The organism is Burkholderia theae, assembly GCF_048565265.1.
GTDB lineage: Bacteria > Pseudomonadota > Gammaproteobacteria > Burkholderiales > Burkholderiaceae > Burkholderia > Burkholderia theae.
This window is the reverse complement of record NZ_CP183461.1, coordinates 2,041,750-2,064,203: the sequence shown is the minus strand read 5'-3', so window position 1 is coordinate 2,064,203 and position 22,454 is coordinate 2,041,750. Positions and strand designations below refer to the sequence as shown.

The 22,454-nt window shown below is 67.0% G+C and carries 27 protein-coding genes; 16 read left to right on the top strand and 11 right to left on the bottom strand.

Going from position 1 to position 22,454, the window contains the following annotated elements:
* Positions 1–73 precede the first annotated feature (73 nt).
* From ACN22W_RS09765 to ACN22W_RS09730, 8 genes are all read left to right on the top strand, one after another.
* Complete coding sequence (locus tag ACN22W_RS09765) at positions 74–967, top strand: LysR family transcriptional regulator (protein WP_419683869.1); 894 nt, start codon at positions 74–76, stop codon at positions 965–967.
* 161 nt (positions 968–1,128) lie between these two features.
* Entirely contained in the window at positions 1,129–1,893 is a 765-nt protein-coding gene (locus tag ACN22W_RS09760) for a sugar phosphate isomerase/epimerase family protein (protein ID WP_419683867.1), read from the top strand.
* Between the two features lie 28 nt (positions 1,894–1,921).
* The gene (locus ACN22W_RS09755; protein ID WP_419683865.1) at positions 1,922–2,914 is read left to right on the top strand and encodes a sugar kinase; all 993 of its coding nucleotides are present in this window, start codon (positions 1,922–1,924) and stop codon (positions 2,912–2,914) included.
* A 158-nt stretch (positions 2,915–3,072) separates the two neighbouring features.
* Positions 3,073–4,353: an MFS transporter gene (locus ACN22W_RS09750; RefSeq protein ID WP_129514654.1), complete on the top strand. Its 1,281-nt coding sequence runs from the start codon at positions 3,073–3,075 to the stop codon at positions 4,351–4,353.
* Positions 4,354–4,357: 4 nt separating this feature from the next.
* A complete protein-coding gene (locus ACN22W_RS09745; RefSeq protein ID WP_419683863.1) occupies positions 4,358–5,323 on the top strand; it encodes an NAD(P)-dependent oxidoreductase in 966 nt (321 codons plus the stop codon).
* 307 nt (positions 5,324–5,630) lie between these two features.
* Complete coding sequence (locus ACN22W_RS09740) at positions 5,631–6,674, top strand: LacI family DNA-binding transcriptional regulator (protein WP_419683861.1); 1,044 nt, start codon at positions 5,631–5,633, stop codon at positions 6,672–6,674.
* 53 nt (positions 6,675–6,727) lie between these two features.
* A complete protein-coding gene (locus ACN22W_RS09735) occupies positions 6,728–7,516 on the top strand; it encodes a YhfC family intramembrane metalloprotease (protein ID WP_129514651.1) in 789 nt (262 codons plus the stop codon).
* Between the two features lie 13 nt (positions 7,517–7,529).
* Positions 7,530–7,892 (top strand): DUF3022 domain-containing protein, encoded by a 363-nt coding sequence (locus ACN22W_RS09730; protein WP_048250956.1) that lies wholly within the window; start codon positions 7,530–7,532, stop codon positions 7,890–7,892.
* Positions 7,893–7,925: 33 nt separating this feature from the next.
* On the opposite strand, the gene ACN22W_RS09725 is transcribed toward ACN22W_RS09730, so the two are convergent.
* Both ACN22W_RS09725 and ACN22W_RS09720 read right to left on the bottom strand, forming a co-directional pair.
* Entirely contained in the window at positions 7,926–8,357 is a 432-nt protein-coding gene (locus ACN22W_RS09725; protein ID WP_193098439.1) for a PGDYG domain-containing protein, read from the bottom strand.
* A 128-nt stretch (positions 8,358–8,485) separates the two neighbouring features.
* On the bottom strand, positions 8,486–9,031 hold the full coding sequence (locus ACN22W_RS09720; protein WP_419683858.1) for a Spy/CpxP family protein refolding chaperone: 546 nt from the start codon (positions 9,029–9,031) through the stop codon (positions 8,486–8,488).
* Between the two features lie 255 nt (positions 9,032–9,286).
* On the opposite strand from ACN22W_RS09720, the gene ACN22W_RS09715 reads away from it, so the two are divergent.
* Positions 9,287–9,751, top strand: coding sequence for an Lrp/AsnC family transcriptional regulator (locus tag ACN22W_RS09715; RefSeq protein WP_006481526.1), 465 nt, complete (start codon positions 9,287–9,289; stop codon positions 9,749–9,751).
* 52 nt (positions 9,752–9,803) lie between these two features.
* On the opposite strand, the gene ACN22W_RS09710 is transcribed toward ACN22W_RS09715, so the two are convergent.
* The 4 genes from ACN22W_RS09710 to ACN22W_RS09695 all read right to left on the bottom strand — a co-directional run bounded on the left by ACN22W_RS09710 (position 9,804) and on the right by ACN22W_RS09695 (position 13,165).
* Entirely contained in the window at positions 9,804–11,180 is a 1,377-nt protein-coding gene (locus tag ACN22W_RS09710; protein ID WP_419683842.1) for a sensor histidine kinase, read from the bottom strand.
* Positions 11,156–11,821, bottom strand: coding sequence for a response regulator transcription factor (locus ACN22W_RS09705; RefSeq protein WP_193098436.1), 666 nt, complete (start codon positions 11,819–11,821; stop codon positions 11,156–11,158). The genes ACN22W_RS09710 and ACN22W_RS09705 overlap by 25 nt, the downstream gene beginning before the upstream one ends.
* An 82-nt stretch (positions 11,822–11,903) precedes the next feature.
* Complete coding sequence (locus tag ACN22W_RS09700) at positions 11,904–12,344, bottom strand: hypothetical protein (RefSeq protein ID WP_419683840.1); 441 nt, start codon at positions 12,342–12,344, stop codon at positions 11,904–11,906.
* A gap of 38 nt (positions 12,345–12,382) precedes the next feature.
* Entirely contained in the window at positions 12,383–13,165 is a 783-nt protein-coding gene (locus ACN22W_RS09695; protein WP_419683838.1) for a hypothetical protein, read from the bottom strand.
* Between the two features lie 250 nt (positions 13,166–13,415).
* On the opposite strand from ACN22W_RS09695, the gene ACN22W_RS09690 reads away from it, so the two are divergent.
* Positions 13,416–14,516, top strand: coding sequence for a saccharopine dehydrogenase family protein (locus ACN22W_RS09690; RefSeq protein ID WP_034181371.1), 1,101 nt, complete (start codon positions 13,416–13,418; stop codon positions 14,514–14,516).
* A 95-nt stretch (positions 14,517–14,611) separates the two neighbouring features.
* On the opposite strand, the gene ACN22W_RS09685 is transcribed toward ACN22W_RS09690, so the two are convergent.
* Positions 14,612–15,229 (bottom strand): AAA family ATPase, encoded by a 618-nt coding sequence (locus tag ACN22W_RS09685; RefSeq protein WP_193098433.1) that lies wholly within the window; start codon positions 15,227–15,229, stop codon positions 14,612–14,614.
* Positions 15,226–15,384, bottom strand: coding sequence for a cytochrome bd-I oxidase subunit CydX (cydX, locus tag ACN22W_RS09680; protein WP_419683833.1), 159 nt, complete (start codon positions 15,382–15,384; stop codon positions 15,226–15,228). Before cydX ends, ACN22W_RS09685 begins: the two co-directional genes overlap by 4 nt.
* Before the next feature lie 170 nt (positions 15,385–15,554).
* Here cydX and corA point away from each other — a divergent pair, with 170 nt between their 5' ends.
* Positions 15,555–16,532, top strand: a complete 978-nt coding sequence (gene corA, locus ACN22W_RS09675; protein WP_419683831.1) for a magnesium/cobalt transporter CorA — start codon at positions 15,555–15,557, stop codon at positions 16,530–16,532.
* Positions 16,533–16,542: 10 nt separating this feature from the next.
* On the opposite strand, the gene ACN22W_RS09670 is transcribed toward corA, so the two are convergent.
* Together ACN22W_RS09670 and ACN22W_RS09665 are read right to left on the bottom strand one after the other, a co-directional pair.
* Positions 16,543–16,830, bottom strand: a complete 288-nt coding sequence (locus ACN22W_RS09670) for a YciI-like protein (protein ID WP_129514642.1) — start codon at positions 16,828–16,830, stop codon at positions 16,543–16,545.
* A gap of 300 nt (positions 16,831–17,130) precedes the next feature.
* On the bottom strand, positions 17,131–17,619 hold the full coding sequence (locus ACN22W_RS09665; RefSeq protein ID WP_129514641.1) for an adenosine-specific kinase: 489 nt from the start codon (positions 17,617–17,619) through the stop codon (positions 17,131–17,133).
* 142 nt (positions 17,620–17,761) lie between these two features.
* Here ACN22W_RS09665 and ACN22W_RS09660 point away from each other — a divergent pair, with 142 nt between their 5' ends.
* Both ACN22W_RS09660 and ACN22W_RS09655 read left to right on the top strand, forming a co-directional pair.
* Complete coding sequence (locus ACN22W_RS09660; protein WP_419687401.1) at positions 17,762–18,748, top strand: cysteine synthase A; 987 nt, start codon at positions 17,762–17,764, stop codon at positions 18,746–18,748.
* A 101-nt stretch (positions 18,749–18,849) separates the two neighbouring features.
* Positions 18,850–19,335 (top strand): aminoacyl-tRNA deacylase, encoded by a 486-nt coding sequence (locus ACN22W_RS09655; protein WP_048250969.1) that lies wholly within the window; start codon positions 18,850–18,852, stop codon positions 19,333–19,335.
* A 491-nt stretch (positions 19,336–19,826) separates the two neighbouring features.
* On the opposite strand, the gene ACN22W_RS09650 is transcribed toward ACN22W_RS09655, so the two are convergent.
* The gene (locus tag ACN22W_RS09650; protein WP_164991955.1) at positions 19,827–20,234 is read right to left on the bottom strand and encodes a hypothetical protein; all 408 of its coding nucleotides are present in this window, start codon (positions 20,232–20,234) and stop codon (positions 19,827–19,829) included.
* On the opposite strand from ACN22W_RS09650, the gene ACN22W_RS09645 reads away from it, so the two are divergent.
* From ACN22W_RS09645 to ACN22W_RS09635, 3 genes are all read left to right on the top strand, one after another.
* Positions 20,188–20,886 (top strand): energy transducer TonB, encoded by a 699-nt coding sequence (locus ACN22W_RS09645; RefSeq protein ID WP_129514638.1) that lies wholly within the window; start codon positions 20,188–20,190, stop codon positions 20,884–20,886. The two genes, ACN22W_RS09650 and ACN22W_RS09645, sit on opposite strands and share 47 nt — an antisense overlap.
* Before the next feature lie 86 nt (positions 20,887–20,972).
* Positions 20,973–21,887 carry a MotA/TolQ/ExbB proton channel family protein gene (locus tag ACN22W_RS09640; RefSeq protein ID WP_129514637.1) on the top strand — a complete coding sequence of 305 codons (915 nt, stop codon included), beginning with the start codon at positions 20,973–20,975 and terminating at the stop codon, positions 21,885–21,887.
* Between the two features lie 20 nt (positions 21,888–21,907).
* The gene (locus ACN22W_RS09635; RefSeq protein WP_048250972.1) at positions 21,908–22,330 is read left to right on the top strand and encodes an ExbD/TolR family protein; all 423 of its coding nucleotides are present in this window, start codon (positions 21,908–21,910) and stop codon (positions 22,328–22,330) included.
* The last annotated feature ends 124 nt before the right edge of the window (positions 22,331–22,454 follow it).

The following is a 22,454-nucleotide window of genomic DNA, read 5'->3' as shown; positions in this document are numbered from 1 at the left end:
TAATTTTGTTATATCGATATGAAAAATTGTGATTTGTGACGTAAACTATCCGGAAAGCCGATAATTTATCCCCATGACCCCGGATCAACTGATAACGTTCGCCGCCGTCGCCGAACACCTGAACATCAGCCACGCCGCCGTGGCGCTGCATCTGTCGCAGCCGGCCGTGTCGGGCCAGTTGCGGCTGCTGCAGGACGAGTTCGGGGAGCCGCTGTACCAGCGCGACGGACGCGGCATCCGCCTGACGCCGGTCGGCGAACAGCTGGCGCAATACGCGAAGGCGCAGCGCGACACGTTCGCGCAGGCTCGCGCGTTTCGCGATGCGGTGCGCGGCCTCGAAGCCGGCACGCTGCGGGTCGGCGCGAGCACGACGCCCGCGAGCTACCTGCTGCCGTACCTGATCGCCAAGTTCCAGCCGCGCGCGCCGCGCGTGGCGATCCATACGATGAGCGGCAATACGGCCGACGTGGTCGCGGCGCTGCCGTCGCTCGACATCGCGATGATCGAAGGGCCGCCCGGCGAGGCGCTGCCGCCCGGCACGGCTGTGCATGCTTGGCACGAGGACGAGATCGTCGCGATCGTGCCGGCCGGCCATCCGCTCGCGGCGCCCGGCTACGACACGGGCGTGACGCTCGCCGCGCTCGCCGCGCATCCGCTCGTGCTGCGCGAGGAGGGTTCCGGCGTGCGGCAGCTGGTCGAGCGTGCGTTCGCGCACGGCGGCGCGCCGATGCGCGTCGCGTTCGAGATCGCGGGCGTCGAAGCGGTGAAGGAGGCCGTGCGTGCCGGGATGGGCGTCGGTTTCGTGTCCGCGATGTCGCTGCGTCACCAGGATGCGGCGCTGGTGCTGCGTTCGCTCGCGCCCGCGCCGCTTACGCGTCATTTCTCCATCCTCGTGCCGCACGGCGGCGCGCCGTCGCGGGTCGCCGCGCAATTCCTCGAAATGAGCCTCTCGCAAGACCTCGCCTGAGCAGCCGAAGCCGGCCCGGGAACGCGCGATGCGCGCCTTCGGGCGTGCGTTCATGCGGCAACCGGTCTTAGGGATTTCCTCTATGGCGTGGGTCTGACACGAAGCGCACCATCCGTCTCAAGCAAATGGAACCGGTTCCATTTCGGTAAAAAAGGGCAGACATGGCAGACATCGTGATCGTGGCGAGCGCATTCGGGATGGACCGCGTGCGCCAGGAGGGCCACAGCGCATTCGTCGCGACCGCGGCGGCAGCCGGTGCGACCGGTTTCGAGGTGCGGCGCGAACTGTTCGCGTCGGACGACGATGCGGCACCCGGCGCGCTGATCGCGCTCGGCGCGCAGCTTGCCGGCCACGGGCTGTGGTCGGTCTATTCGACGCCGGCCATGCTGTACACGGAAACGGGCGCGCTCGATGCGAACGCATTGCGCGACGCGCTCGCGGAAGCCGACGCGCTCGGCGCACGCTTCGTGAAATTCCAGCTCGGCGGCTTTGCCGGCGACGCGCAGGCGGCCGATATCGTCGCGCTGTCGCGCGGCGCGCGGGCCCGCGTGGTGGTCGAGAACGGCCAGCTTCCGGTCGGCGGCACGCTCGCGCAGTTCCGCGGGCTGTTCGATGCGCTGGCGGCGGCGGGCATGCCCGATGCGCTCGGGATGACGTTCGACATCGGCAACTGGCAGTGGCCGGGCGAAGCGCCGCTTGATTGCGCGCAGATGCTCGCGCCGCATGTGGAATACATTCATTGCAAGGCGGTCGCGGGTGAGGGCGCGCGCCGCTTCGCGGTCGCGCCGGCGCCGAACGACCCGCTCGTGACCGGCGTGCTCGCGGCGCTGCCGCAGCATGCGCCGCGCGGCATCGAGTTTCCGTTCGACGCGGCCGACCTGGCGGGCGATGCAGGCCGGCGCGTCGCGTGGCTCGCAACCGCGTGACGGCGGCAGGATACTGGAGAGTTCAGTCATGAAAGCAGCACTCGATGTCGTGACCTACGGCGAAGCGATGGCAATGTTCGTCGCGACCGAGCCCGGTCATCTCGCGCAGGCGGCGCAATTCACGAAGCGCATCGCGGGCGCCGACCTGAACGTCGCGATCGGCCTGGCGCGGCTCGGCTTCCGGGTCGGCTGGATGAGCCGCGTCGGCCGCGATTCGTTCGGCGGCTACGTGCTCGACACGCTGGCGCGCGAGGGCATCGACGCGTCGTGCGTGTCCGTCGATCCGCGCTACCCGACCGGTTTCCAGCTGAAGTCGCGCAACGACGACGGCAGCGATCCGACCGTCGAATATTTCCGCAAGGGCTCGGCCGCGAGCCACCTGTCGTGCGACGACTACGTGGCCGACTACGTGCTCGGAGCGCGTCACCTGCACCTGACGGGTGTCGCGCCGGCGATCTCCGCGACCTCCTGCGAGCTCGCGTTCCATCTCGCGCGCGAGATGCGCGCGGCCGGCAAGACGATCTCGTTCGACCCGAACCTGCGCCCGACGCTGTGGCCGTCCGCCGACGTGATGGCGAAGACGCTGAACGCGCTCGCGACGCTCGCCGACTGGGTGCTGCCGGGGCTCGCCGAAGGGCGGCAGCTCACCGGGCACGACACACCGGCCGACATCGCGGGCTTCTATCTCGCGCAGGGCGCGCGTGGCGTCGTGATCAAGCTCGGCGCGGAAGGCGCGTACTTCCGGACGGCCGACGGCCGTGAAGGCACGGTCGCGGGCGAGCGCGTCGAGCGCGTCGTCGACACGGTCGGCGCCGGCGACGGCTTCGCGGTCGGCGTGGTCAGCGCGCTGCTGGAAGGCCGGAGCATCGAGCAGGCGGTCGCACGCGGCAACCGGATCGGCGCGCTCGCGATCCAGGTGATCGGCGATTCGGAAGGTTTGCCGACCCGCGACGCACTCGATCGAATCGAAAATGTCAGCAATCGTGCTGATCGCTTAGAGGAAACCGTCACCGCGCAATGAGAGGCCGGACACGGCACAATCCGCGGATTCATTTCGTGCATCGAGCACCGCTTTGCGTGGGACCGGACGGCAAAGCAGGCGACCGGAACGGTGCTGACGCACCGCTTCCGGCCGCGAAGCGCTGAAGTGTCAGCCCGGTCAACATAGGAGACATTCTGATGGCAACCAATCTCGCAGCCCGACGCTGGTGGACGATCATGCCGATCGTCTTCATCACGTACAGCCTCGCCTACCTCGACCGCGCGAACTACGGGTTCGCGGCCGCGGCCGGCATCAACCAGGACCTCGGGATCAGCAAGGGCCTGTCGTCGCTGATCGGCGCGCTGTTCTTCCTCGGCTACTTCTTCTTCCAGATTCCCGGCGCGATCTATGCGGAGCGCCGCAGCGTGAAGAAGCTCGTGTTCGTCAGTCTCGTGCTGTGGGGCGGCTGCGCGGCGCTCACCGGCGTGGTCAGCAACATCCCGTCGCTGATGGTGATCCGCTTCCTGCTCGGCGTCGTCGAGGCGGCCGTGATGCCGGCGATGCTGATCTACATCAGCAACTGGTTCACGAAGAACGAGCGCTCGCGCGCGAACACGTTCCTGATCCTCGGCAACCCGGTCACCGTGCTGTGGATGTCGATCGTGTCGGGTTATCTCGTGCACGAATTCGGCTGGCGCCACATGTTCATCGCCGAAGGCGTGCCGGCCATCATCTGGGCCGTGTGCTGGTGGTTCCTCGTGCAGGACAAGCCGGCCGATTCGCCGTGGCTCAACGCGCAGGAAAAGCGCGACCTCGACGCCGCGCTGGCGGCCGAGCAGGCGGCGATCAAGCCCGTGCGCAACTATGGCGAGGCGTTCCGCTCGCCGGCCGTGATCAAGCTGTGTGCACAGTATTTCTGCTGGAGCATCGGCGTATACGGCTTCGTGCTGTGGCTGCCGTCGATCGTCAAGAACGGCTCCGATCTCGGCATGGTCGCGACCGGCTGGCTGTCCGCGCTGCCGTATCTCGCGGCGACGATCGCGATGATCGCCGCGTCGTGGGCGTCCGACCGGGTCGGCTCGCGGCGCGGCTTCGTGTGGCCGTTCCTGCTGATCGGCGCGGCCGCGTTCGCCGCGTCGTACGCACTCGGCTCGTCGCATTTCTGGATCTCGTATGCGCTGCTGGTGGTCGCGGGCGCCGCGATGTACGCACCGTACGGCCCGTTCTTCGCAATCGTGCCGGAGTTGCTGCCGAAGAACGTCGCCGGCGGCGCGATGGCGCTGATCAACAGCATGGGTGCGCTCGGCTCGTTCGTCGGCTCGTACTTCGTCGGTTACCTGAACGGCGCGACCGGGTCGCCCGTCGCGTCGTATGCGTTCATGAGCGCCGCGCTCGTCGCCGCGGTGATCCTCACGCTGTCCGTCAAACCCCAGGCGCGCGATGCGCATCCGCTCGCGGCGCCGCTGCAAGGAAAATGAAACAATGAAGCCTCGTATCGTCGCGTACAAGCCGCTGCCCGATGACGTTCTCGCGTACCTGCGCGAGCATGCGGACGTCGTGCAGGCCGACGGCGCCGACGCGCTCGCCGATGCGCTCGGCAACGCGGACGGCGCGATCGGCGCGAGCCTGAAGGTCACGTCGCAGATGCTCGACGGTGCGCCGCGGCTGAAGGCCTGGTCGACGATCTCGGTCGGCTACGACAACTTCGACGTCGCGGATCTCACGCGGCGCGGCATCGTGCTCGCGCATACGCCGGACGTGCTGACCGAATCGACCGCCGATACGGTGTTTTCGCTGATCCTCGCGTCCGCGCGGCGCGTGGTCGAGCTGGCCGAGTGGGTGAAGGCCGGCCACTGGCACCGCAGCATCGGTCCCGATCTGTACGGCACCGACGTGCAGGGCAAGACGCTCGGCATTATCGGGCTCGGGCGCATCGGCGGCGCGGTCGCGCGCCGCGCGGCGCTCGGCTTCCGGATGCAGGTGCTGTACGCGAACCGGTCCGCGCATGCCGAAGCCGAGACGCAGTACGGCGCGCGGCGCGTGACGCTCGACGAATTACTCGCGCAGTCGGATTTCGTGTGCGTGCAGGTGCCGCTGTCGCCGGAAACCCATCATCTGATCGGCGCGCCGGAATTCGCGAAGATGAAGCGCGGTGCGATCCTGATCAACGCATCGCGCGGGCCGGTCGTCGACGAAGCCGCGCTGATCGACGCGTTGCGCGCGGGCACGATCCGCGGCGCGGGGCTCGACGTGTTCGAGAAGGAGCCGCTGCCGGTGGATTCGCCGCTGCTGCAGATGAAGAACGTCGTCGCGCTGCCGCATATCGGCTCGGCGACGCACGAGACGCGCCACGCGATGGCGCGTTGCGCCGCGGAAAACCTGATCGGCGCGCTGGCCGGCACGCTGCGCACGAATCTCGTCAATCCGGACGCGCTCGCGCGGGCCTGAGCCGCGGCGGGCAACCGGCCGACGACCGGCGGGCGGGGTGCCGGCGCCGTTAGAGTCGATGGTCTTGGTGCCGGAGGGCTGGCTGCGTTATGATCGCCCGCTCGTCGTATCGATGGTCCGGCAACGCTGCCGGCTGCGTTCGGCGACGGGCATCCGCGCCAGGTCCGGTGCGGCCGACTGCTACCAGTGCAAGCGCTAAGGCGCCAACGCTGATCGACAGGAGAGTCCGCCGGGTGGCTTACGTTTCCAACAACAAAGGTCCGTCTGCTCACGAAGCGGCGCGGATCGTACGTCGCGAGGCACGACAGTGACCGATTCGCAACCTTCCACGACGCGTCCGGCGACGATCAGCGACGTCGCGCGCGAGGCCGGCACGGGCAAGACCAGCGTTTCGCGCTTCCTGAACGGCGAGACGCATGTGCTGTCCATCGATCTGCGCCAGCGGATCGAAGCGGCGATCGCGCGGCTCAACTACCGCCCGAACCAGATGGCGCGCGGGCTCAAGCGTGGCCGCAACCGGCTGCTCGGCATGCTGGCGGCCGACCTGACCAATCCTTACACCGTCGAAGTGCTGCAGGGCGTCGAGGCCGCGTGCCACGCGCTCGGCTACATGCCGCTCATCTGTCACGCGGCGAACGAGGTCGAGATGGAGCGCCGCTTCCTGCAGCTGCTCACGACCTACCGCGTCGAAGGGCTGATCGTCAACGCGCTCGGCGCCGACGAGGACGTGCTGCGCCCGTTGCGCGGCGCCGGCATCCCGGCCGTGCTCGTCGACCGGACCGTCGAGGGGTTCGAGGCCGACTTGATCGGCCTCGACAACGCCGACGCAATCGAGATGGCGCTCGCGCACCTGGTCGAACACGGCTTCGACGCGATCCATTTCGTCGTGCAGCCGTTCGAGCGCGTCAGCTCGCGGCGCGTGCGCGAGGCCGCGTTCCGCGCGGCGCTGGATGCGCGCGGGCTGACGGTGCCGTCGACGATCGTGCTCGACCTGAACGAACCCGACGCCGTCGCCGCGGCGCTCGCCGACGTCGATGCCCGGATCGACGACGCGGCACGGCGCGGCGTGCGCGCGGCACTGTTCGCCGCGAACGCGCCGGTCGCGCTGGCGATCGCGCGCCACCTGCGCGCGCGGTTCGGCGCCGCGTGGCAGCAGAAGGCGGCACTGCTGTCGATCGACGATCCGGAATGGGCCGAGCTGATCGGCATCACGACGATCCGTCAGCCGACCTACGAAATCGGCTACAAGGCCGTCGAATTCGTGCACGAGCGGATCGACGGCGCGGCGGGCGACGTGCGCGTCGCGATGCTGCCGGGCGAGCTGATTGCGCGCGCGTCGACCGCAAGCTGAGTATCATTCGGGCACGCAGCGCGCCAGGTGCGCTGCCCCGAACAAGGAATTACATGATTGTCGCTCCCGTCACGCTGGCGGTGCTGATCGCCGCCACGTTGATCATCGCGCTGCTGCCGCTCGTCCTCTACCGTATCCTGCGCAAGCCGCTTGCGCTCAATCGTCGCGACACGATCGTCGGCGTCGCCGTCTTCACGCTGTTTGCGATGATCCTCGAACGCGCGTTCCACGGGCTCGTGCTGAGCCAGACGCCGGCGGGTGGCTGGCTGACGCAGCCGCTCGCGTTCGTCGCGTACAGCGCGCTCGCGACCGCGGTGTTCGAGGAAGTCGGCCGTTATCTCGGGATGCGCTTCCTGAACCGGCGCTACGGCGCGTCGGCCGGCGACGGTCGCGCGATCGGCTACGGGATCGGTCACGGCGGCGCCGAAGCGTGGTTCGTCGGCGTGCTCGTGTGGGGCCAGTGGTCGTATCTCGCGTGGCTGGCGAGCCGCGGCCAGCTCGAGACGCAACTGTCCGACCTGCCGGGCGATACCGTCGTGCGGCTGCACGTGATGCTGGCAACGCTGTCGGCGCAGTCGATGCTGCTGTTGCTGCTCGAACGCTGCGCGGCATTCGTGCTGCAGCTTGCGCTGTCGGTGCTGGTATGGCGCGGCGTGCGCGCCGGCCGCGCGGGCGTGTTGCCGCTCGCGATCGTGCTGCATGCACTCGCGGCGGCGCCGGCGCTGCTGTACCAGGTGCGTGTGCTGCCGGCCGCATGGGTCGAGGGCGCGTATTTCGTGCTGGCCGCGATCCTGGTCGTCGTGATGGTCAAGACGTGCCGGCCGTCGCGTACGGCTGCCTGACGGGAGAGACGGGATGGACGACTATCTGATCGAATGCCAGAGCGCGGAATTCGACGCGCTCGCGCGCGTGATCTGCGATCTCTTTCCGGAGCAGACGCGCTTCGCGGAAAGCAGCGACGAGCGCGGGCGGTTCCTGTCCGTGCACTGGCTCGCGATGCGTTTCGGCGCGACGCCGAAGCGGATGACGCTCGATATCCGCGTCGTGCCGGCCGCGCTCGCGCGTTATCTCGCGCTCAAGCCGATGCAGCGTGCGCGCAGCCATGCGGTACTGCATGCGTATACGGAAGCGATGCTCGGGTCGCTCGAGGAGCGCCACGCGGCCGGTGAGGCCGTCGAGCGCAACGCGGAACTCGAACTGGACGAAGACTTTGCGTGAGCGTTCGCGCCGGCGCGATGCCGGCGCGCGGCATTACGCGTCGCGGTAGACCTGCGCGAAGCGCTGCGCCTGCACGACGCCGTAGTCGCCGGGCGCGTACTGCATCACCCAGTCGCCGGCGACGCCGCGCAGCGTGTCGCCGTTTTCCGAGCGGGCGATCGTAAACGGCTCGTCCATTCGGCGGGCGAGCACGACGGCCGGCCGGTTCCGGTATGCGCCCGGGGCGCCGTGCGCGAGTGCCGGATCGGCGGGCAGGTATTTGGCGTCGAAACGCGCGCGCGACACGACCCAGCGGTCGCCGGTCGAGCCCGTGATCAGCGCGTCGCCCGCGGCATAGCGGTTCGGGCCTTCGAGGCTCATCAGTTCGCCGTCGGCGTCCGCGAATGAAACCGCGACGGTTTCGTCCTTGACGACTTGACGGGCCTGCGGGTCGGTACGCAGATCGATGTGCTTGAGTTCGAGCATGGCGAGGAAGTGCGGGAAAAGCCGGGAGCTTATCCCGAATTCGGCGCGCCGTGTGACGCGCCGATCGCCTGTCGCGGGCGCGGCGCCGTTCGGCCCGGACGGGCAGCGCGGCGCCGGCGGGGAGGGCGTCAGGGCTGGGCGGGTGCGCTTGCGGCCGGCGCGGCTGCCGCCTTGCCTTCCTTGCCCTTCGCCTTGCCCTTGCCGCGGTGTTCGCCGCCGTGATTCAGCCAGCTGCGGAACGTCGTGTCGGCGAGCGCTTTCTGCTCGGCCGGGAAGCTCTCGTAGAGCGGCGCGAAGGCGTCGGCGAGCTTCTTCGCGCCGTCGGCGTTCGCCTGCGACAGCTCCGCATACTGCTTCATGTCGTCGAGCGCCGATACGTCGTGCTTGGCCATCCGATCACGATAGAGGCGGCCCATCGTGTCGCCGTTGTCGCGCATCGTGTCGGCGAAGGTCTTCCATTGCGGTTCCTGCGCCGACGTGATCTTCAACTGGTCGTGCAGATACTTGATGCGCTGCTCGACGCGCGCTTCGTGGCGTGCGGCGCGCTGCTCGGCGCTCGGGGCCGAAGCCGCGGGCGCCATCGCCGGGGCGCCCGCTTGCGGCTGCGCCGGGGTTTGTGCGAACGCACTGGCTGCAACGACGAGCGTAGCGAGGGTGAGCGAGATTTTCTTCATGGTTGGCTCTCCGGGGTGGTGTCTTGCGAGCGGGCGCGGCGGCAACTGCCGCAAGCGCATATCTCGCGTCGCATGCTATTAGTAGCACGTTGCGTGCGGTGCGGCAGTGAATGCGACACTTGCTTACATCCGATACGAATCGAAATTGAAAGGTTCGAATCGGCGCCGGGCGATGCCGTTTGGGCATGCCGGCGTTCGGCGCTATCATCGCGTCACCTTTCACTCAGCCGGCGCGTCGCGCACCGGCCCAGCCTCATGCGTCCACCCCGCCTCGATCAACTCGACGATCTCGACCGGCAACTCGTCGCGCTGCTGCAAGCCGATGCGCGCGCAAGCGTCGCGGATCTCGCACGCCAGCTCGACGTCGCGCGCACGACGGTCGTTGCACGCATCGCGCGGCTCGAACGCACCAACGTGATCGCCGGCTACAGCGTCCGGCTCGGGCAGGACGTGCTCGATGCGAGCATCTACGCGTATGTCGGCATCATCCTCACGCCGAAGTTCGGCAAGGACGTGTTGCGCAAGCTCGACCGGATGCCCGAAGTGCAACTGCTGTGCGCGGTGAGCGGCGAGTACGACTACGTCGCGTGGCTACGCGCCGATTCGCCCGAACGGCTCAACGACCTGCTCGACCAGATCGGCACGCTCGAAGGCGTCGAGCGCACGACGACGTCGATCATTCTGTCGCGCAAGATCGATCGCGGGACGATCGGCGGCTGAGACGCTCAAGGCCCGCGTGCGCCGCGCGTCCTGCGTCGGCGCATCGGTCCGGCTATCGGTCGGGCTGCACCGTGCCCGGCGGCCGCACGAGCGGGATCCGCACCGATACGCGCAACCCGCGCGATTCCCGTTCGTCCGCATACGCGAGCGTGATGCCGGCACCCATCCGGTCCGCGAGGATCTTCACGATCGACAGGCCGAGCCCGGAGCCGATCTGCACGTTGCCGGGCACCCGATAGAACGGATCGAACACGCGCTCGCGTTCGTTCGGCGCGATCCCCGGCCCGGTGTCGGCGATCGTCACGCACGCGTGCGTGTCGGTCCGTTGCGTCGACAGGTCCACGCGTCCGCCGGACGGCGTATAGCGGATCGCGTTGTCGACCAGATTCATCACCAGCGACGTGAGTTCGAGCTCGTCGACCGGCACGCGGGTGTCCGGGCCGTCCTCGACGCCGATGTCGAGCGACTTCGCGTCGGCCAGCGGCATCAGGTCTTCCAGCACGCGACGATAGATCGCATGGACCGATACGGCGCCGGGCGGCGCGGCCGGCGCGCTTTGCGCACGCGCGAGCGCGAGGAGTTGCCCGATCAGGTGGCGGCTGCGTTCGAGCCCGCCGCGCAGCGCGGCGAGTCGAGCACGCGCATCGTCGGGCAGATCGGTGTCGGCCAGGCGTTCGGCCTGCAGCGACATCGCCGTCAGCGGCGAGCGCAACTCGTGCGCGGCGTCGGCGACGAAACGACGCTGCGCGTCGACCGATTGCGCGACGCGCGCCAGCATCCGGTTGATCGCGACGACGAACGGCCGCACCTCGACCGGCACGCGATCGGCCGGCACCGGGCGCAGGTCGTGCTCGTCGCGCGCGTCGATGCCGGCGGACAGCGCGGCCACCGGACGCAGCAGCTTGCGCACGAGATCGGCGACGAGCAGCAGCAGGATCGGCACGAGGAGCAGCAGCGGCAGCGCGGTGCGCCACGCACTTTCGCGCGCGACGTCGTCGCGCATGCCGGCGTTCTGCGCGACCGCAATGCGTTCGCCGTTCGCGAAGGTACGGACCATCACGCGATACGCGTTGCCGCCGGCCTCGACCGTATGCAGTCCGTCGGCGAGCGTCGGCGGCAACGCGAGCGGCGGCGCGCCGTCGGTGCCCGGCTGCAGCGTGCCGCCGAGCGGCTGCACGATCACGCGCGACAGTTCGTCGCTTTCGCGCGCGGGCCCCGCGCCGGCGGCATGGGGCGACGGCGCGCGCTGATGGTCGAGCAGCGTCGCGACCTCGCGCAGCACGTCGTCCTGCAGTTCGTGCGCTTCGTCGAATGCCGATGAAAACGCGAACGCGGCCGCGGCCGTCGCGACGACCAGGATCACGGCAGACAGCACGACCGACAGCCGGAACCCGATCGACTCGCTCAGGCGCTTCTTGAAACCATCCATCCCACACCCCTGACGTTCTTGATCACGGTGCTGCCGAGCTTGCGGCGCAGCGAATGGATCAGGAATTCGACCGCGTTGCTTTCGACTTCCTCTCCCCAGCCGTACAGGCGATCCTCGAGCTCGCGGCGCGACAGGATCGCGCCGGGGCGCACCAGCAGCGCGCGCAGCAGCGAGAACTCGCGATTCGACAGCGGGACCGGCGCGTGCCCGTCGACGGCGGCCTCGCGCGTCGCCGGATCGAGCGACACGATGCCGTTGCTCAGCAGCGGCGCGGCCGAACCGGCACGACGCCGGATCGCGACGCGAATCCGCGCGAGCAGTTCGGCCATCTCGAACGGCTTCACGATGTAGTCGTCGGCGCCGCCGTCGAGGCCGCGCAGGCGGTCGTCGAGCCCGTCACGCGCGGTGACGATGAGCAGCGGCGCGCTGGCGTCCTTCGCGCGTATGCCGGCCAGCACGTCGAGCCCGTCGCGGCCGGGCAGGCCGAGGTCGAGCAGGATCAGGTCGTAGGGCTGGGCCGCGAACGCGGTCAACGCGTGGGCGCCGTCGGTGACCCAGTCGGTGGCGTACGACGCGTCCTTCAGCGCGGCATGGACTGCCTCGCCGATCATCGGGTCGTCTTCGACGAGCAGTATTCGCATACGTATTCTCCGTGCCGCGCAAACGCCGCCAGCGTATGCGATTCCCGGGCGCGCGTCACGTACCGCGCGCCCGGCGCCACGGTTATTTGCTGCCGAACCGGTCGAGGGCCGCGAGCAAGTTCTTCATCGCGGCGGCCGAATCGGCCTGGGTCGGGTGATCGGCGCGCAGCGCGCTGAGCGCGCGGTCGATCTCCTGGTCGACCATGTGCCAGTCGGCGGCGGCGCGCGGCTTGAGGCCGGCCTCGGCCGCGTCCCACGCGATCTCGAGATCCTTGATGCGCGTCTTCGCACCGGGCAGGTCGCCCTTGCCGACGAGCGTATTGACGTCGGCGGCGATCGTGCGGAACTGCGACAGGTCGCCGAGCTTCGACGCGTGGCCCGCCGCGGCCGACGCCGCAGCCGCTGCCGGCACCGAGGTCGATGCATTCGCATCCTGCTGCTTCGAGCAGCCGGCGGCGGCGCTCAGCAGGGCTATCGTGGCCGTGGCAACGGCGAGACGGGAAACGGAATAACGGAGGTGCATGGGGTGTCCTCGATGCGGTGAACGGAAAGGAAAGGGGGTCATTCGGCGGCGCCGGCACGCGTGTGCGGGCCGCTGCCGAATTGCGCGACGGCGACGAGCAGCACGATCACGGTCAGGAACAGCAGGCTCGTCCACGCGGCGCCGAAGCCGAGCCCGCCGTATGCGCGGGCCTGCGTGAGCAGGTCGCCGAGCGAGGCGCCGAACGGGCGCGTCAGGATGTACGCGATCCAGAACGCCAGGACCGCATTGACGCCGAGCCGCCACATCACGAACACGGCCGCGATCAACCCGCCGAAGATCAGCGCGCCGAGCGTGAAGCCGAGCCCGAGTGCCTCGGTCGCGAGATCGCCGGCGGCGGTGCCGAGCGCGAACGTGCAGAGGATCGCGGCCCAGTAGAACAGCTCGCGCCGCGGCGTGACGATCGTGTCGATCGACAGCGTGCCTTCGATGCGATGCCACACGAAGAAGATCGCGGCGAGTGTGACGGCAAATGCGGCGGTGCTCGCATACAGGCTCACGTTCAGGCCGTCGGTGAGCAGGTCGGTGATCTGCGTGCCGACGATGCTGACCAGCACCACTGTGAGCCAGTAGATCCACGGTACGTAGCGGCGCGTGCGCAATTGCAGCCACAGCGCGATCGCGAGCAGCGACGCCATCGCGATGCGCGTGAAGGTCTGGCCGAGGCCCGCGTTGACCGCGAGAAAGTCCGCGCCGGTTTCGCCGACCGTGGTCGACATGATCTTGATGATCCAGAACGACAGCGCGACGTCGGGCACCTTGTTCAGCCAGTGCGATGCGCGTTTGACGGGCAGGGATTGCATGCGATGTCTCCTTCGAGAGCGGGTGGTTGGCATGCAGTCTGAAACGGGAGACTTAGGCCAGCCATAGCGCGGCCGGCAACGGGCTAAATCGCATCGTTTCGACATTTCGACGAAATATATCGTCGTAACGTCGAAATTATCGGTCGTTTCGCATCATTCTTCGTCTTGGAACTGATTTTGCGCGTCTCTACACTGTGTTCATGGCTCAACGCCGTCCACAACACCAAACCCATCATCAGGAGATAAGCGCATGAAAATCGCCATCGTCGGCGCAGGTCTGATCGGCCACACCATTGCTCACATGCTGCGCGAAACGGGCGACTACGAAGTCGTCGCGTTCGACCGCGATGCGGATGCGCTCGCGAAGCTGTCGCGCGAAGGCATCGCGACGCAACGGGTCGATTCGGCCGACGCGAACGCGATTCGCGAAGCAGTGAAGGGCTTCGATGCGCTCGTCAACGCGCTGCCTTATTACCTCGCGGTCAACGTTGCCGCCGCCGCGAAGGCTGCCGGCGTCCATTACTTCGACCTGACCGAAGACGTGCGCGCGACCCACGCGATCCGCGAACTGGCCGACGGCTCCGACCGTGCGTTCATGCCGCAGTGCGGCCTCGCGCCGGGTTTCATCGGCATCGCCGCGCACGAACTGGTGAACGGCTTCAGCGAAGTGCGCGACGTGAAGATGCGCGTCGGCGCGCTGCCCGAGTATCCGACCAACGCGCTGAAGTACAACCTGACGTGGAGCGTCGACGGCCTGATCAACGAATACTGCCAGCCGTGCGAAGCGATCCGCGACGGCCGCAAGCAGTGGGTGCAGCCGCTCGAAGGCCTCGAGCACTTCTCGCTCGACGGCACCGAATACGAAGCGTTCAACACGTCGGGCGGCCTCGGCACGCTGTGCGAGACGCTGTCGGGCAAGGTCGAGACGCTCGACTACAAGTCGGTGCGCTACCCGGGCCACCGCGAACTCGTCCAGTTCCTGCTCGAGGACCTGCGCCTGTCGACCGACCGCGACACGCTGAAGTCGATCATGCGCCGCGCGGTGCCGTCGACGAAGCAGGACGTCGTGCTCGTGTTCGTCACGGTGACGGGCGTGAAGGATGGTCAGCTCGTGCAGGACGTGTTCACGCGCAAGATCTTCGCGAAGGACGTGTGCGGGATGCACATGAGCGCGATCCAGATCACGACGGCCGGCGCGATGTGCGCGGTGCTGGATCTGTTCCGCGAGAAGAAGCTGCCGCAGAGCGGTTTCATCCCGCAGGAAAAGGTATCGCTGAAGGCGTTCCTGTCGAACCGCTTCGGCAAGCTGTACGAAGGCGGCACGATGGAGCGCGTGCACGCGGTGGCCTGACCACCCGCCTCAGGCACGAGGGCCGTACGACGCCGGGAGCGCAGCAGCGCTTCCGGCGTTGTTTTTTGCGGGAGCGGGAAGGGCGCCGGTGCCGGTCAGGCCGGCAGCGGCGGGACGATCGTCGCGGCGGGCGCGGGCGGCACGATGCGGTACAGCAACGCGTCGACGTCCTTGTCGGACGGCGCGGTGTTGTCGAACATCACGATGCCGTCGCATTCGCGGCCGGTCGGCACGAAGCGGCGCTGCCGGTATTCGTCCCAGTGCGTGAGCTTGTACGCATCGTTCGGGTTGCCGCGCGCGACGATCCGCGCGTGCGCGACGTCTTCCGACGTGTGGACCCAGACGACCGTCAGCGCGACGTCCGGCCCGATGCCGAGCCACGCGCGGTCGAGGATGCGCCGGTCGCGTACTTCGCGCGACAGCGGGCCGACGACGATCGCGCCGATGCCGAGCGCGAGATTTTCACGGGCCGTGTCGAGCAGGCCGTGGTATTCGGGATCGCGCAGATGCTTCAGGTAGAGCGGGCTGTCGCGGTCGTTCGGATCCTCGGTGAGCGCGCCCATCGCGGCCGAGCTGTAGCGGCCGTACAGCGTGTCCTTGTCGAGCAGGCAGAAGGCCTCGCCGGTGGCGCGCATCAGCGGCCCGATGAGCCGCTTCGCGAGCGTGGTCTTGCCGGTGCCGGCGTGACCGCAGAAGAACACCAGGTGCGTCACGAATACCGGCTCCCCAACTTCTGGCCCGACGTGTCGCCGCGCGTGTCAGCGCGCTTGTCGTCGCGCGAGAACACTTCCGCTTCCAGCCACATCGCGTTGATGATGCCGAAGCCGAGCGCCACGCAGATGCCGAGTATCCACGAGAAATACCACATGGGTCTGTCTCCTTGACGGTGGGGCCGCACGGCCGTGCGGCGGGCTTGCCGAAGTGCGTCGCTGCGGCGCACGCAGCCCGATCATGACCAATATCGGCGTGCCGCGCAAGCCGGGCCGCCCGCGCAGCAAACCGGTAAACTGATGCGCAAACCGCAACGTCACGGACAACATGCTGATCAACTGTGCTGCATACCAGGATGGCCGCAAGCTGGCCGACATCGATATCGACGCCATCAGCGACTACGTGTCGAAGCCCGAATGCTTCGTGTGGGTGGCGCTGAAGGATCCGACGCCCGAGGAAATCGACCTGATGGGCGAGGAGTTCGGGCTGCACGAGCTCGCGCTCGAGGATGCCCGCAAGGGCCATCAGCGGCCGAAGATCGAGGAATACGGCGATTCGCTGTTCGCGGTGCTGCATATGGTCGAGCTCGACGAAGAAGACGAACTCAAGGTCGGCGAACTGAACGTGTTCGTCGGCCCGAACTATGTGCTGTCGATCCGCAACCATACCGAGCAGGATTTCCGCGACGTGCGCAAGCGCTGCGAGCGCGAGCCGCATCTGCTGCAGGAAGGCTCGGCGTTCGTGTTCTACGCGCTGATGGACCAGGTCGTCGACCGTTATTTCCCGATCCTCGAAACGCTCGGCGCCGAACTCGAGGAACTCGAGGACCGCATCTTCACGAAGGCGACACCGGCGTCGTCGCGCGCGATCATCGAGGATCTCTATTCGCTGAAGCGCCGGCTCGTGATGCTGCATCAGCACACGGCGCCGCTGATCGAGCCGCTCGCGAAACTCACCGGCGGGCGCGTGCCGCAGGTCTGCAGCGGGATGGATGCTTATTTTCGCGATGTGTACGACCATCTGCAGCGGATCGTGAAGACGATCGAAGGGCGGCGCGAGATGGTCGTGACGGCGATCCAGGTCAACCTCGGCATGATTTCGCTCGCCGAGAGCGAGGTGACCAAGCGGCTCGGCTCGTTTGCCGCGCTGTTCGCGATTCCGACGATGATCGCCGGCATCTACGGGATGAACTTCGCGAACATGCCCGAGCTGCACCTGAAATACGGTTTCTACGGCTGCATCGCGGTGATGCTCGCAGCCGATCTCGGGCTGTGGTGGCGTTTCAAGCGGGCAGGGTGGCTGTAGCGCCGCGTGCCTAGCGCGGCGCGTGCTTGCCGATCACGACGCGCCATGGACGTACGCGCCACGATTTCACGAGACCGTTCTGCACGTACGGATCGGCGCGCGCGAACGACTCGGCCGCTTCCGGCGAATCGCCTTCGAACACGAGCACGGCCTGGTCGGCCGGATCCGACAGCGCGCCGGCGAGCATGAGTTCGCCGCGCTCGGTCGCGGCCTGCGCGAGCGCGAGGTGCTGCGCGCGAAACGGTTCGCGCCGGGACAGGTAATCGTCGACGAGCTCGTAGATCAACTGGTAATGCATGCGTTGCTCCGGGAAGGGTCGGTGGCCGTGGCCGGTGTGTCGGTGAGGCCGTCGGTTGGCCTGCTGCGGCCAGTATAGGATAGCCGGTCGGTGGCAGCGCGGCGCCAGCGGCCGCTTATCCTCGTTCTCAAAAATGCAACTAACGGTCCGGTTGGTTTGCGCCCCGGAATTCCTGCCGTCATCGCGTGTTCGATGTATCGGCCCTGGCGTCTTGTGCGGCAAGGTGAGCCTGGAAGGGCTGCAGGACGGGCCCGCGCACGAGCGACGCGATGACGCCCCGTCTACCGCGGCGGCCCGCGCCTACGCCTTGTATCCGATCGTACGCAGCAGATCCTTGCGCCAGCGCACGTCGTCGTCGTTTTCGACGCCGAGCGGCGGAAAGCCGTCGACGACGCCGACGATCCCGCGTCCTTGCGCGGTTTCCGCGACGATCACGTCGGTCGGGTTCGCGGTCGCGCAGTAGATCCGGCAGACCTCCGGCACGGCCTTGATCGCATTGAGCACGTTGACCGGATAGAAGCCGTCGCCGAGGAACACGATGAACGCGTGACCGGCGCCGATCGCCAGCGCGTTGCGGCACGCGAGTTCGACGAGTTCCGCATCGGTGCCCGAACGGCGCACGAGCCGTTTGCCCGAGGCCTCGCAGAATGCGAGCCCGAAACGGATGCCGGGCACGGTGCCGACCAGTGTCTCGTGGATGTCCTCGACGGACTTGATGAAGTGCGACTGGCCGAGGATGAAATTCACGGGCTCCGGTTTATCGATGGCAATGGTGTGCAGTTGCAGCATGGCGGACCTCGTCTGGCGATGCGGCGCGCGTGCCGCAATGAACTCTCCCAGCTTAGTACGCGGCTGCCGGCGTCGAAAGCGGCGGGCGCGTCCTATCCTTCGTTGTGTAGGGCGCGCAAGCGCGAACGCAACGGAGGCGACCATGGACGTGCGGCAGGGCTTCGTGGACTGCGTGGGGCGCACGCCGCTGATCCGGCTGGCGAAGCTCAGCGCGGAAACGGGCTGCGAAATCCTGGGCAAGGCGGAATTCATGAATCCGGGTGGCTCGGTGAAGGATCGCGCGGCGCTTTACATCATCCGCGACGCCGAGCAGCGTGGCGCGCTGAAGCCGGGCGGCACCGTCGTCGAGGGCACGGCCGGCAACACGGGGATCGGTCTTGCGCATATCTGCGCGGCGCGCGGTTATCGCTGCGTGATCGTGATTCCCGACACGCAATCGCCGGACAAGATGGCGATCCTGCGTACGCTTGGCGCCGACGTACGCCCGGTCCCGGCGGCGCCGTACCGTGATCCGAACAACTATCAGAAGATTGCCGGGCGGCTCGCGGACGAACTCGACAACGCGGTATGGGCCAACCAGTTCGACAACGTCGTCAACCGGCAGGCGCACTACGAGACGACCGGGCCGGAAATCTGGCGCGACACCGCGGGCACGGTCGATGCATTCGTCTGCGCGACCGGCACGGGCGGCACGCTGGCGGGCGTGAGCCGTTACCTGAAGGAGCAGAATCCGGCGGTCCGGATCGTGCTGGCCGATCCCCGCGGCAGCGGACTCTACGGTTACGTGAAAGCGGGCGATCTCAGCGCCGAAGGCAGCTCGATCACCGAAGGCATCGGCTCGACGCGCGTCACCGCGAATCTCGCCGACACGCAGATCGATGACGCCGTGCGGATCGACGATGCGCTGTGCGTGAAGATGGTCTACCGGCTGCTGCGCGAAGAAGGGCTGTACGTCGGTGGATCGAGCGGCATCAACGTCGCGGCGGCGGTCTGGCTGGCCCGCCGGATGGGCCCGGGGCACACGATCGTGACGTTGCTGTGCGATCGCGGCGACATCTATCGTGCGCGGCTTTTCAATCGCGAATGGCTGCGCGAAAAGGGGTTGGAACCGGAGCTGGCGCCGGAATGACAGAGGGGCGAGGCGGCGATTTCCATTGGCCCGAATGCGACCTATGCTGAACAAATCCGGAGCGAACTCCGTTCGCCCGATTCGCCCAGACGAGGTGTGCCATGCCTGTATCTGCCACCCTGCAGGATTGCCTGCGCCAGAAGTCATCGCGGTACGAAGTCGTGTACCACCCCTATAGCCATACGAGCATGGAGACGGCCGCCGCCGCGCATATTCCCGGCGATCGTCTCGCGAAAACCGTGCTGCTCGAGGACGACGAGGGCTACGTCGCCGCCGTGTTGCCGACGACGCACGCCGTGCGCCTGTCGGACCTCTGGGTGAAGACGGGACGCCATCTCGTGCTCGCCCGGGAAGTCGAGCTGCGCGAACTGTTCAAGGATTGCGACATGGGCGCGCTGCCGCCGGTCTGCATGGCGTACGGGATGAAGACGTTCCTCGAGGAACGTCTCGCGGAGCAGCCGGAAGTCTATTTCGAGGCCGGCGACCACGAAGCGCTGATCCACATGATGCAGGACGAATTCCTGATGCTCATGGAGACGGCCGAGCGCGCGCATTTCTCGCACAAGATGCAGGGCATGCATTCCTGAGCACGCGGCGCATGCGGTGAGGCGCGCATCGGTACGCACGCGTGTGCGCCGATGCGCGGGCGGCAGGGTCGTGTGCCACGTCGTCGGCTTTCACGCACGATAGTTAATTCGATATGCGAAGTAATTTTTATGGATCCCATGCGGTGAAGGAGGGTCTTGTATTTGCATCGGATTCCGTATTGATTGTTTGGGTAGCCATGCGCGTTCTTGACGTGTCGCGGAAGCGGTGCAGGCCGGTCTGGGGCAGGTAGCCAGGGGGGCGGACGATCGATGCCGGCGTTGGCGACGCGAACGGGCGAAACTGACCGGTCGCCTCCGAATCGGGTCATTTTGCTGCGACGCAGGAAATACGCGGATGCCTATGTTGGAAGAACTTAATATCCGGTTCCGTATATACCAATACAAAACGATTACCGTTTAAATAATAAAAGATTGATTTATTCTTACTGGAATATTATTTGAATAAACCCTCCAAACTTTGTATTCGGACATCAAATAAAGTTTGACGGCAAAATTTTTTCCTTGCTATCGTCTGCACCCAAGTGAACGGCGCCATTGACATCACCGTGTAACGAACGGCGAATCGTCATACGAAATACGAGGTTGCGCCCGCCAGCTGACAATTGCCTGAACGTGCGGGTGCATGGATTTCCGGTGTGACACCGGGCCGCGCCTGCCGGAACGATTCCTTGAAAAAGAATGAATTGGAATTCGAATGTAATTCTTTCAATTCGGATTGCTAATTGAATTTGAAATGAAATTTTCGGATTGATGCGGTGGCGATGCCGACCTGGCTGCGCCGCCGGCAGCAATCCGAAACTGGGCGAATCGCTTGGGGGATGGAAGGTGGGCATGAAAGTCGAAGAACGTCTGGCTACATCGAACAGCGGACTGGCCATGCTGGGGCGTCCGCGAGAGTTCGGCAAGAAGCAGCAGAATCCGGTGCGCCGGTTCGGCGGCATCGGCATCGTCCTGGTGCTGCATGTCGTGCTGATCTACGCATTGCTCAATGGCCTCGCGACGAAAGTCGTGCAGGTGATCCAGCATCCGATCGAAACCCGCATCATCGAGCCGGTCAAGCCGCCGCCGCCACCGCCGATGCCCGTGGTCAAACTCCCGCCGCCGAAATTCGCGCCGCCGCCGCCGCCGTTCGTGCCGCCGCCGGAAGTGCCGGTGCAGGCGCCGCCGCAGGCGACGATCACGCACCAGGCGGCTCCCGTCCCTTCCGCGCCGGCCGTACAGGCGCCGGTCGTGGCACCCGCTCCGGCGGCCAAGCCGGTCAGCCATGACGTCGGTGTCGTCTGCCCGAACTCGGACTCGCTGCGCGCGTCGATCCAGTACCCGAAGGAAGCGCAGGAAAACAACATCACGGGTGACGTGACGATCGAATTCGTCGTGGATGCGGAAGGGAACATCACGAACGAGCGGGTGGCGCAGTCCGCTGATCCGATCCTCGATCGCGCCGCGTTCAACACCGTGAAACGGTTCAAGTGTGTCGCGCAGGGCCAGTCGGTGCGGGTCCAGGTGCCGTTCTCGTTCAATCTGAATTGATGCAGTGGGCGGCCCGGCGCGAGCCGGGCCGGGGAAAACCATCTCGAACTGACATGTTTAGTTCAACGAAATAGCAGGAGTGGGGTATGACGAAGCGTTCACTGGCCGCGCTGGCGGCAAGCATGTTGATGTCCGTCGCGGCGGTCGACGGGTTCGTTGCGCCACAGCTCGCCCACGCGCAGGCAAGCGGTGCGGCCGGCACGTCGGCGCAGGCCGCGGCGCCGTCGGCCGCGCCCGCGCCGGTTCCGGCCGCCGCCGAGCCGGCTCCGCCGCCCGCACCGGCCACGACGGAAGCGGTCGAGAATCCGTACGGGCTCGGCGCGCTATGGAAAAACGGCGACTTCGTCGCGCGTTTCGTGTTGATCCTGCTGGTGATCATGTCGATGGGAAGCTGGTACATCATGATCACGAAGTTCCTGGAACAACTGCGTGCGAATCGCCGCGCGAAGCTGGCGGACGCACAGCTCTGGACCGCGCCGTCGCTGGCCGAGGGCGCGAAGCTGCTCGATGAGGCGTCGCCGTTCCGGTTCATCGCCGAAACGGCGATCGAGGCCGGCGAGCATCACGAAGACGCGCTGCTGGAAGCGGTGGACCGCAACACGTGGATCGACGTCTCGGTCGAACGCTCGATCACGAACGTGTCGAACCGGATGCAGGACGGACTCGCGTTTCTGGCGACGGTCGGCTCGACGGCCCCGTTCGTGGGGCTGTTCGGTACGGTCTGGGGGATCTATCACGCGCTGACGGCAATCGGCATCGCGGGCCAGGCATCGATCGACAAGGTCGCGGGCCCGGTGGGCGAGGCGCTCATCATGACCGCGATCGGCCTGGCCGTCGCGGTGCCGGCGGTGCTCGGCTACAACTTCCTGGTCCGGCGGAACAAGTCGGTGATGGAGCGGGTCCGCAACTTCGGCGCGCAACTGCACGCGGTGCTGCTGGCCGGCAACCGGCGTCCGGTGCGTGCGTCGTCGCCGGCGGCAGCGGCATCGCTCGCGAACTGATCGGCTGACGGAGACGCGCGATGGCCATGAACGTCGGGCAGGACGATAGCGACGAGGTGATCGCCAACATCAACACGACGCCGCTCGTCGACGTGATGCTGGTGCTGCTGATCATCTTCCTGATCACGATCCCGGTCGTGACGCACACGATCCAGCTGCAGCTGCCGAAGGAGACGGTGCAGCCGCTGCAGACGACCCCGAAGAGCATCGAGATCGCGGTGAATCGCGATGGCGATTTCTTCTGGGGCGAGCAACTGGTGGACGCGCCGACGCTGCTCGCGAAACTGAAGGGCGTGTCGCAGCAGCAGCCGCAACCGAGCGTCCACGTACGCGGCGACCAGAACACCCGCTACGAGTTCATCGGTAGGGTCGTCACGATGTGCGAGCGCGCGGGGATCGCGAAGCTGTCGTTCATCACGGAGCCGCCTGCGCGCGGTGGTTAGTGTTGCTGGGGAAGCGTTGCGAGGCGGGGGGATGGGGCGGGTGCCAAGGCACTCACTCTTATCGACCGCAAAGCATGGGACCGGCGCAAGCGCTAATGCGCTAACGCGGGTCGACCGCGAAGCA

What these genes read in the sequence shown, in the direction of transcription:
- ACN22W_RS09765 (WP_419683869.1), top strand. Translation starts at nt 74, where the DNA reads ATGACCCCGGATCAACTGATAACGTTCGCCGCCGTCGCCGAACACCTG.
- ACN22W_RS09760 (WP_419683867.1), top strand. Translation starts at nt 1,129, where the DNA reads ATGGCAGACATCGTGATCGTGGCGAGCGCATTCGGGATGGACCGCGTG.
- ACN22W_RS09755 (WP_419683865.1), top strand. Translation starts at nt 1,922, where the DNA reads ATGAAAGCAGCACTCGATGTCGTGACCTACGGCGAAGCGATGGCAATG.
- ACN22W_RS09750 (WP_129514654.1), top strand. Translation starts at nt 3,073, where the DNA reads ATGGCAACCAATCTCGCAGCCCGACGCTGGTGGACGATCATGCCGATC.
- ACN22W_RS09745 (WP_419683863.1), top strand. Translation starts at nt 4,358, where the DNA reads ATGAAGCCTCGTATCGTCGCGTACAAGCCGCTGCCCGATGACGTTCTC.
- ACN22W_RS09735 (WP_129514651.1), top strand. Translation starts at nt 6,728, where the DNA reads ATGATTGTCGCTCCCGTCACGCTGGCGGTGCTGATCGCCGCCACGTTG.
- ACN22W_RS09730 (WP_048250956.1), top strand. Translation starts at nt 7,530, where the DNA reads ATGGACGACTATCTGATCGAATGCCAGAGCGCGGAATTCGACGCGCTC.
- ACN22W_RS09725 (WP_193098439.1), bottom strand. Translation starts at nt 8,357, where the DNA reads ATGCTCGAACTCAAGCACATCGATCTGCGTACCGACCCGCAGGCCCGT.
- ACN22W_RS09720 (WP_419683858.1), bottom strand. Translation starts at nt 9,031, where the DNA reads ATGAAGAAAATCTCGCTCACCCTCGCTACGCTCGTCGTTGCAGCCAGT.
- ACN22W_RS09715 (WP_006481526.1), top strand. Translation starts at nt 9,287, where the DNA reads ATGCGTCCACCCCGCCTCGATCAACTCGACGATCTCGACCGGCAACTC.
- ACN22W_RS09710 (WP_419683842.1), bottom strand. Translation starts at nt 11,180, where the DNA reads ATGGATGGTTTCAAGAAGCGCCTGAGCGAGTCGATCGGGTTCCGGCTG.
- ACN22W_RS09705 (WP_193098436.1), bottom strand. Translation starts at nt 11,821, where the DNA reads ATGCGAATACTGCTCGTCGAAGACGACCCGATGATCGGCGAGGCAGTC.
- ACN22W_RS09700 (WP_419683840.1), bottom strand. Translation starts at nt 12,344, where the DNA reads ATGCACCTCCGTTATTCCGTTTCCCGTCTCGCCGTTGCCACGGCCACG.
- ACN22W_RS09695 (WP_419683838.1), bottom strand. Translation starts at nt 13,165, where the DNA reads ATGCAATCCCTGCCCGTCAAACGCGCATCGCACTGGCTGAACAAGGTG.
- ACN22W_RS09690 (WP_034181371.1), top strand. Translation starts at nt 13,416, where the DNA reads ATGAAAATCGCCATCGTCGGCGCAGGTCTGATCGGCCACACCATTGCT.
- cydX (WP_419683833.1), bottom strand. Translation starts at nt 15,384, where the DNA reads ATGTGGTATTTCTCGTGGATACTCGGCATCTGCGTGGCGCTCGGCTTC.
- corA (WP_419683831.1), top strand. Translation starts at nt 15,555, where the DNA reads ATGCTGATCAACTGTGCTGCATACCAGGATGGCCGCAAGCTGGCCGAC.
- ACN22W_RS09670 (WP_129514642.1), bottom strand. Translation starts at nt 16,830, where the DNA reads ATGCATTACCAGTTGATCTACGAGCTCGTCGACGATTACCTGTCCCGG.
- ACN22W_RS09665 (WP_129514641.1), bottom strand. Translation starts at nt 17,619, where the DNA reads ATGCTGCAACTGCACACCATTGCCATCGATAAACCGGAGCCCGTGAAT.
- ACN22W_RS09660 (WP_419687401.1), top strand. Translation starts at nt 17,762, where the DNA reads ATGGACGTGCGGCAGGGCTTCGTGGACTGCGTGGGGCGCACGCCGCTG.
- ACN22W_RS09655 (WP_048250969.1), top strand. Translation starts at nt 18,850, where the DNA reads ATGCCTGTATCTGCCACCCTGCAGGATTGCCTGCGCCAGAAGTCATCG.
- ACN22W_RS09645 (WP_129514638.1), top strand. Translation starts at nt 20,188, where the DNA reads ATGAAAGTCGAAGAACGTCTGGCTACATCGAACAGCGGACTGGCCATG.
- ACN22W_RS09650 (WP_164991955.1), bottom strand. Translation starts at nt 20,234, where the DNA reads ATGGCCAGTCCGCTGTTCGATGTAGCCAGACGTTCTTCGACTTTCATG.
- ACN22W_RS09640 (WP_129514637.1), top strand. Translation starts at nt 20,973, where the DNA reads ATGACGAAGCGTTCACTGGCCGCGCTGGCGGCAAGCATGTTGATGTCC.
- ACN22W_RS09635 (WP_048250972.1), top strand. Translation starts at nt 21,908, where the DNA reads ATGGCCATGAACGTCGGGCAGGACGATAGCGACGAGGTGATCGCCAAC.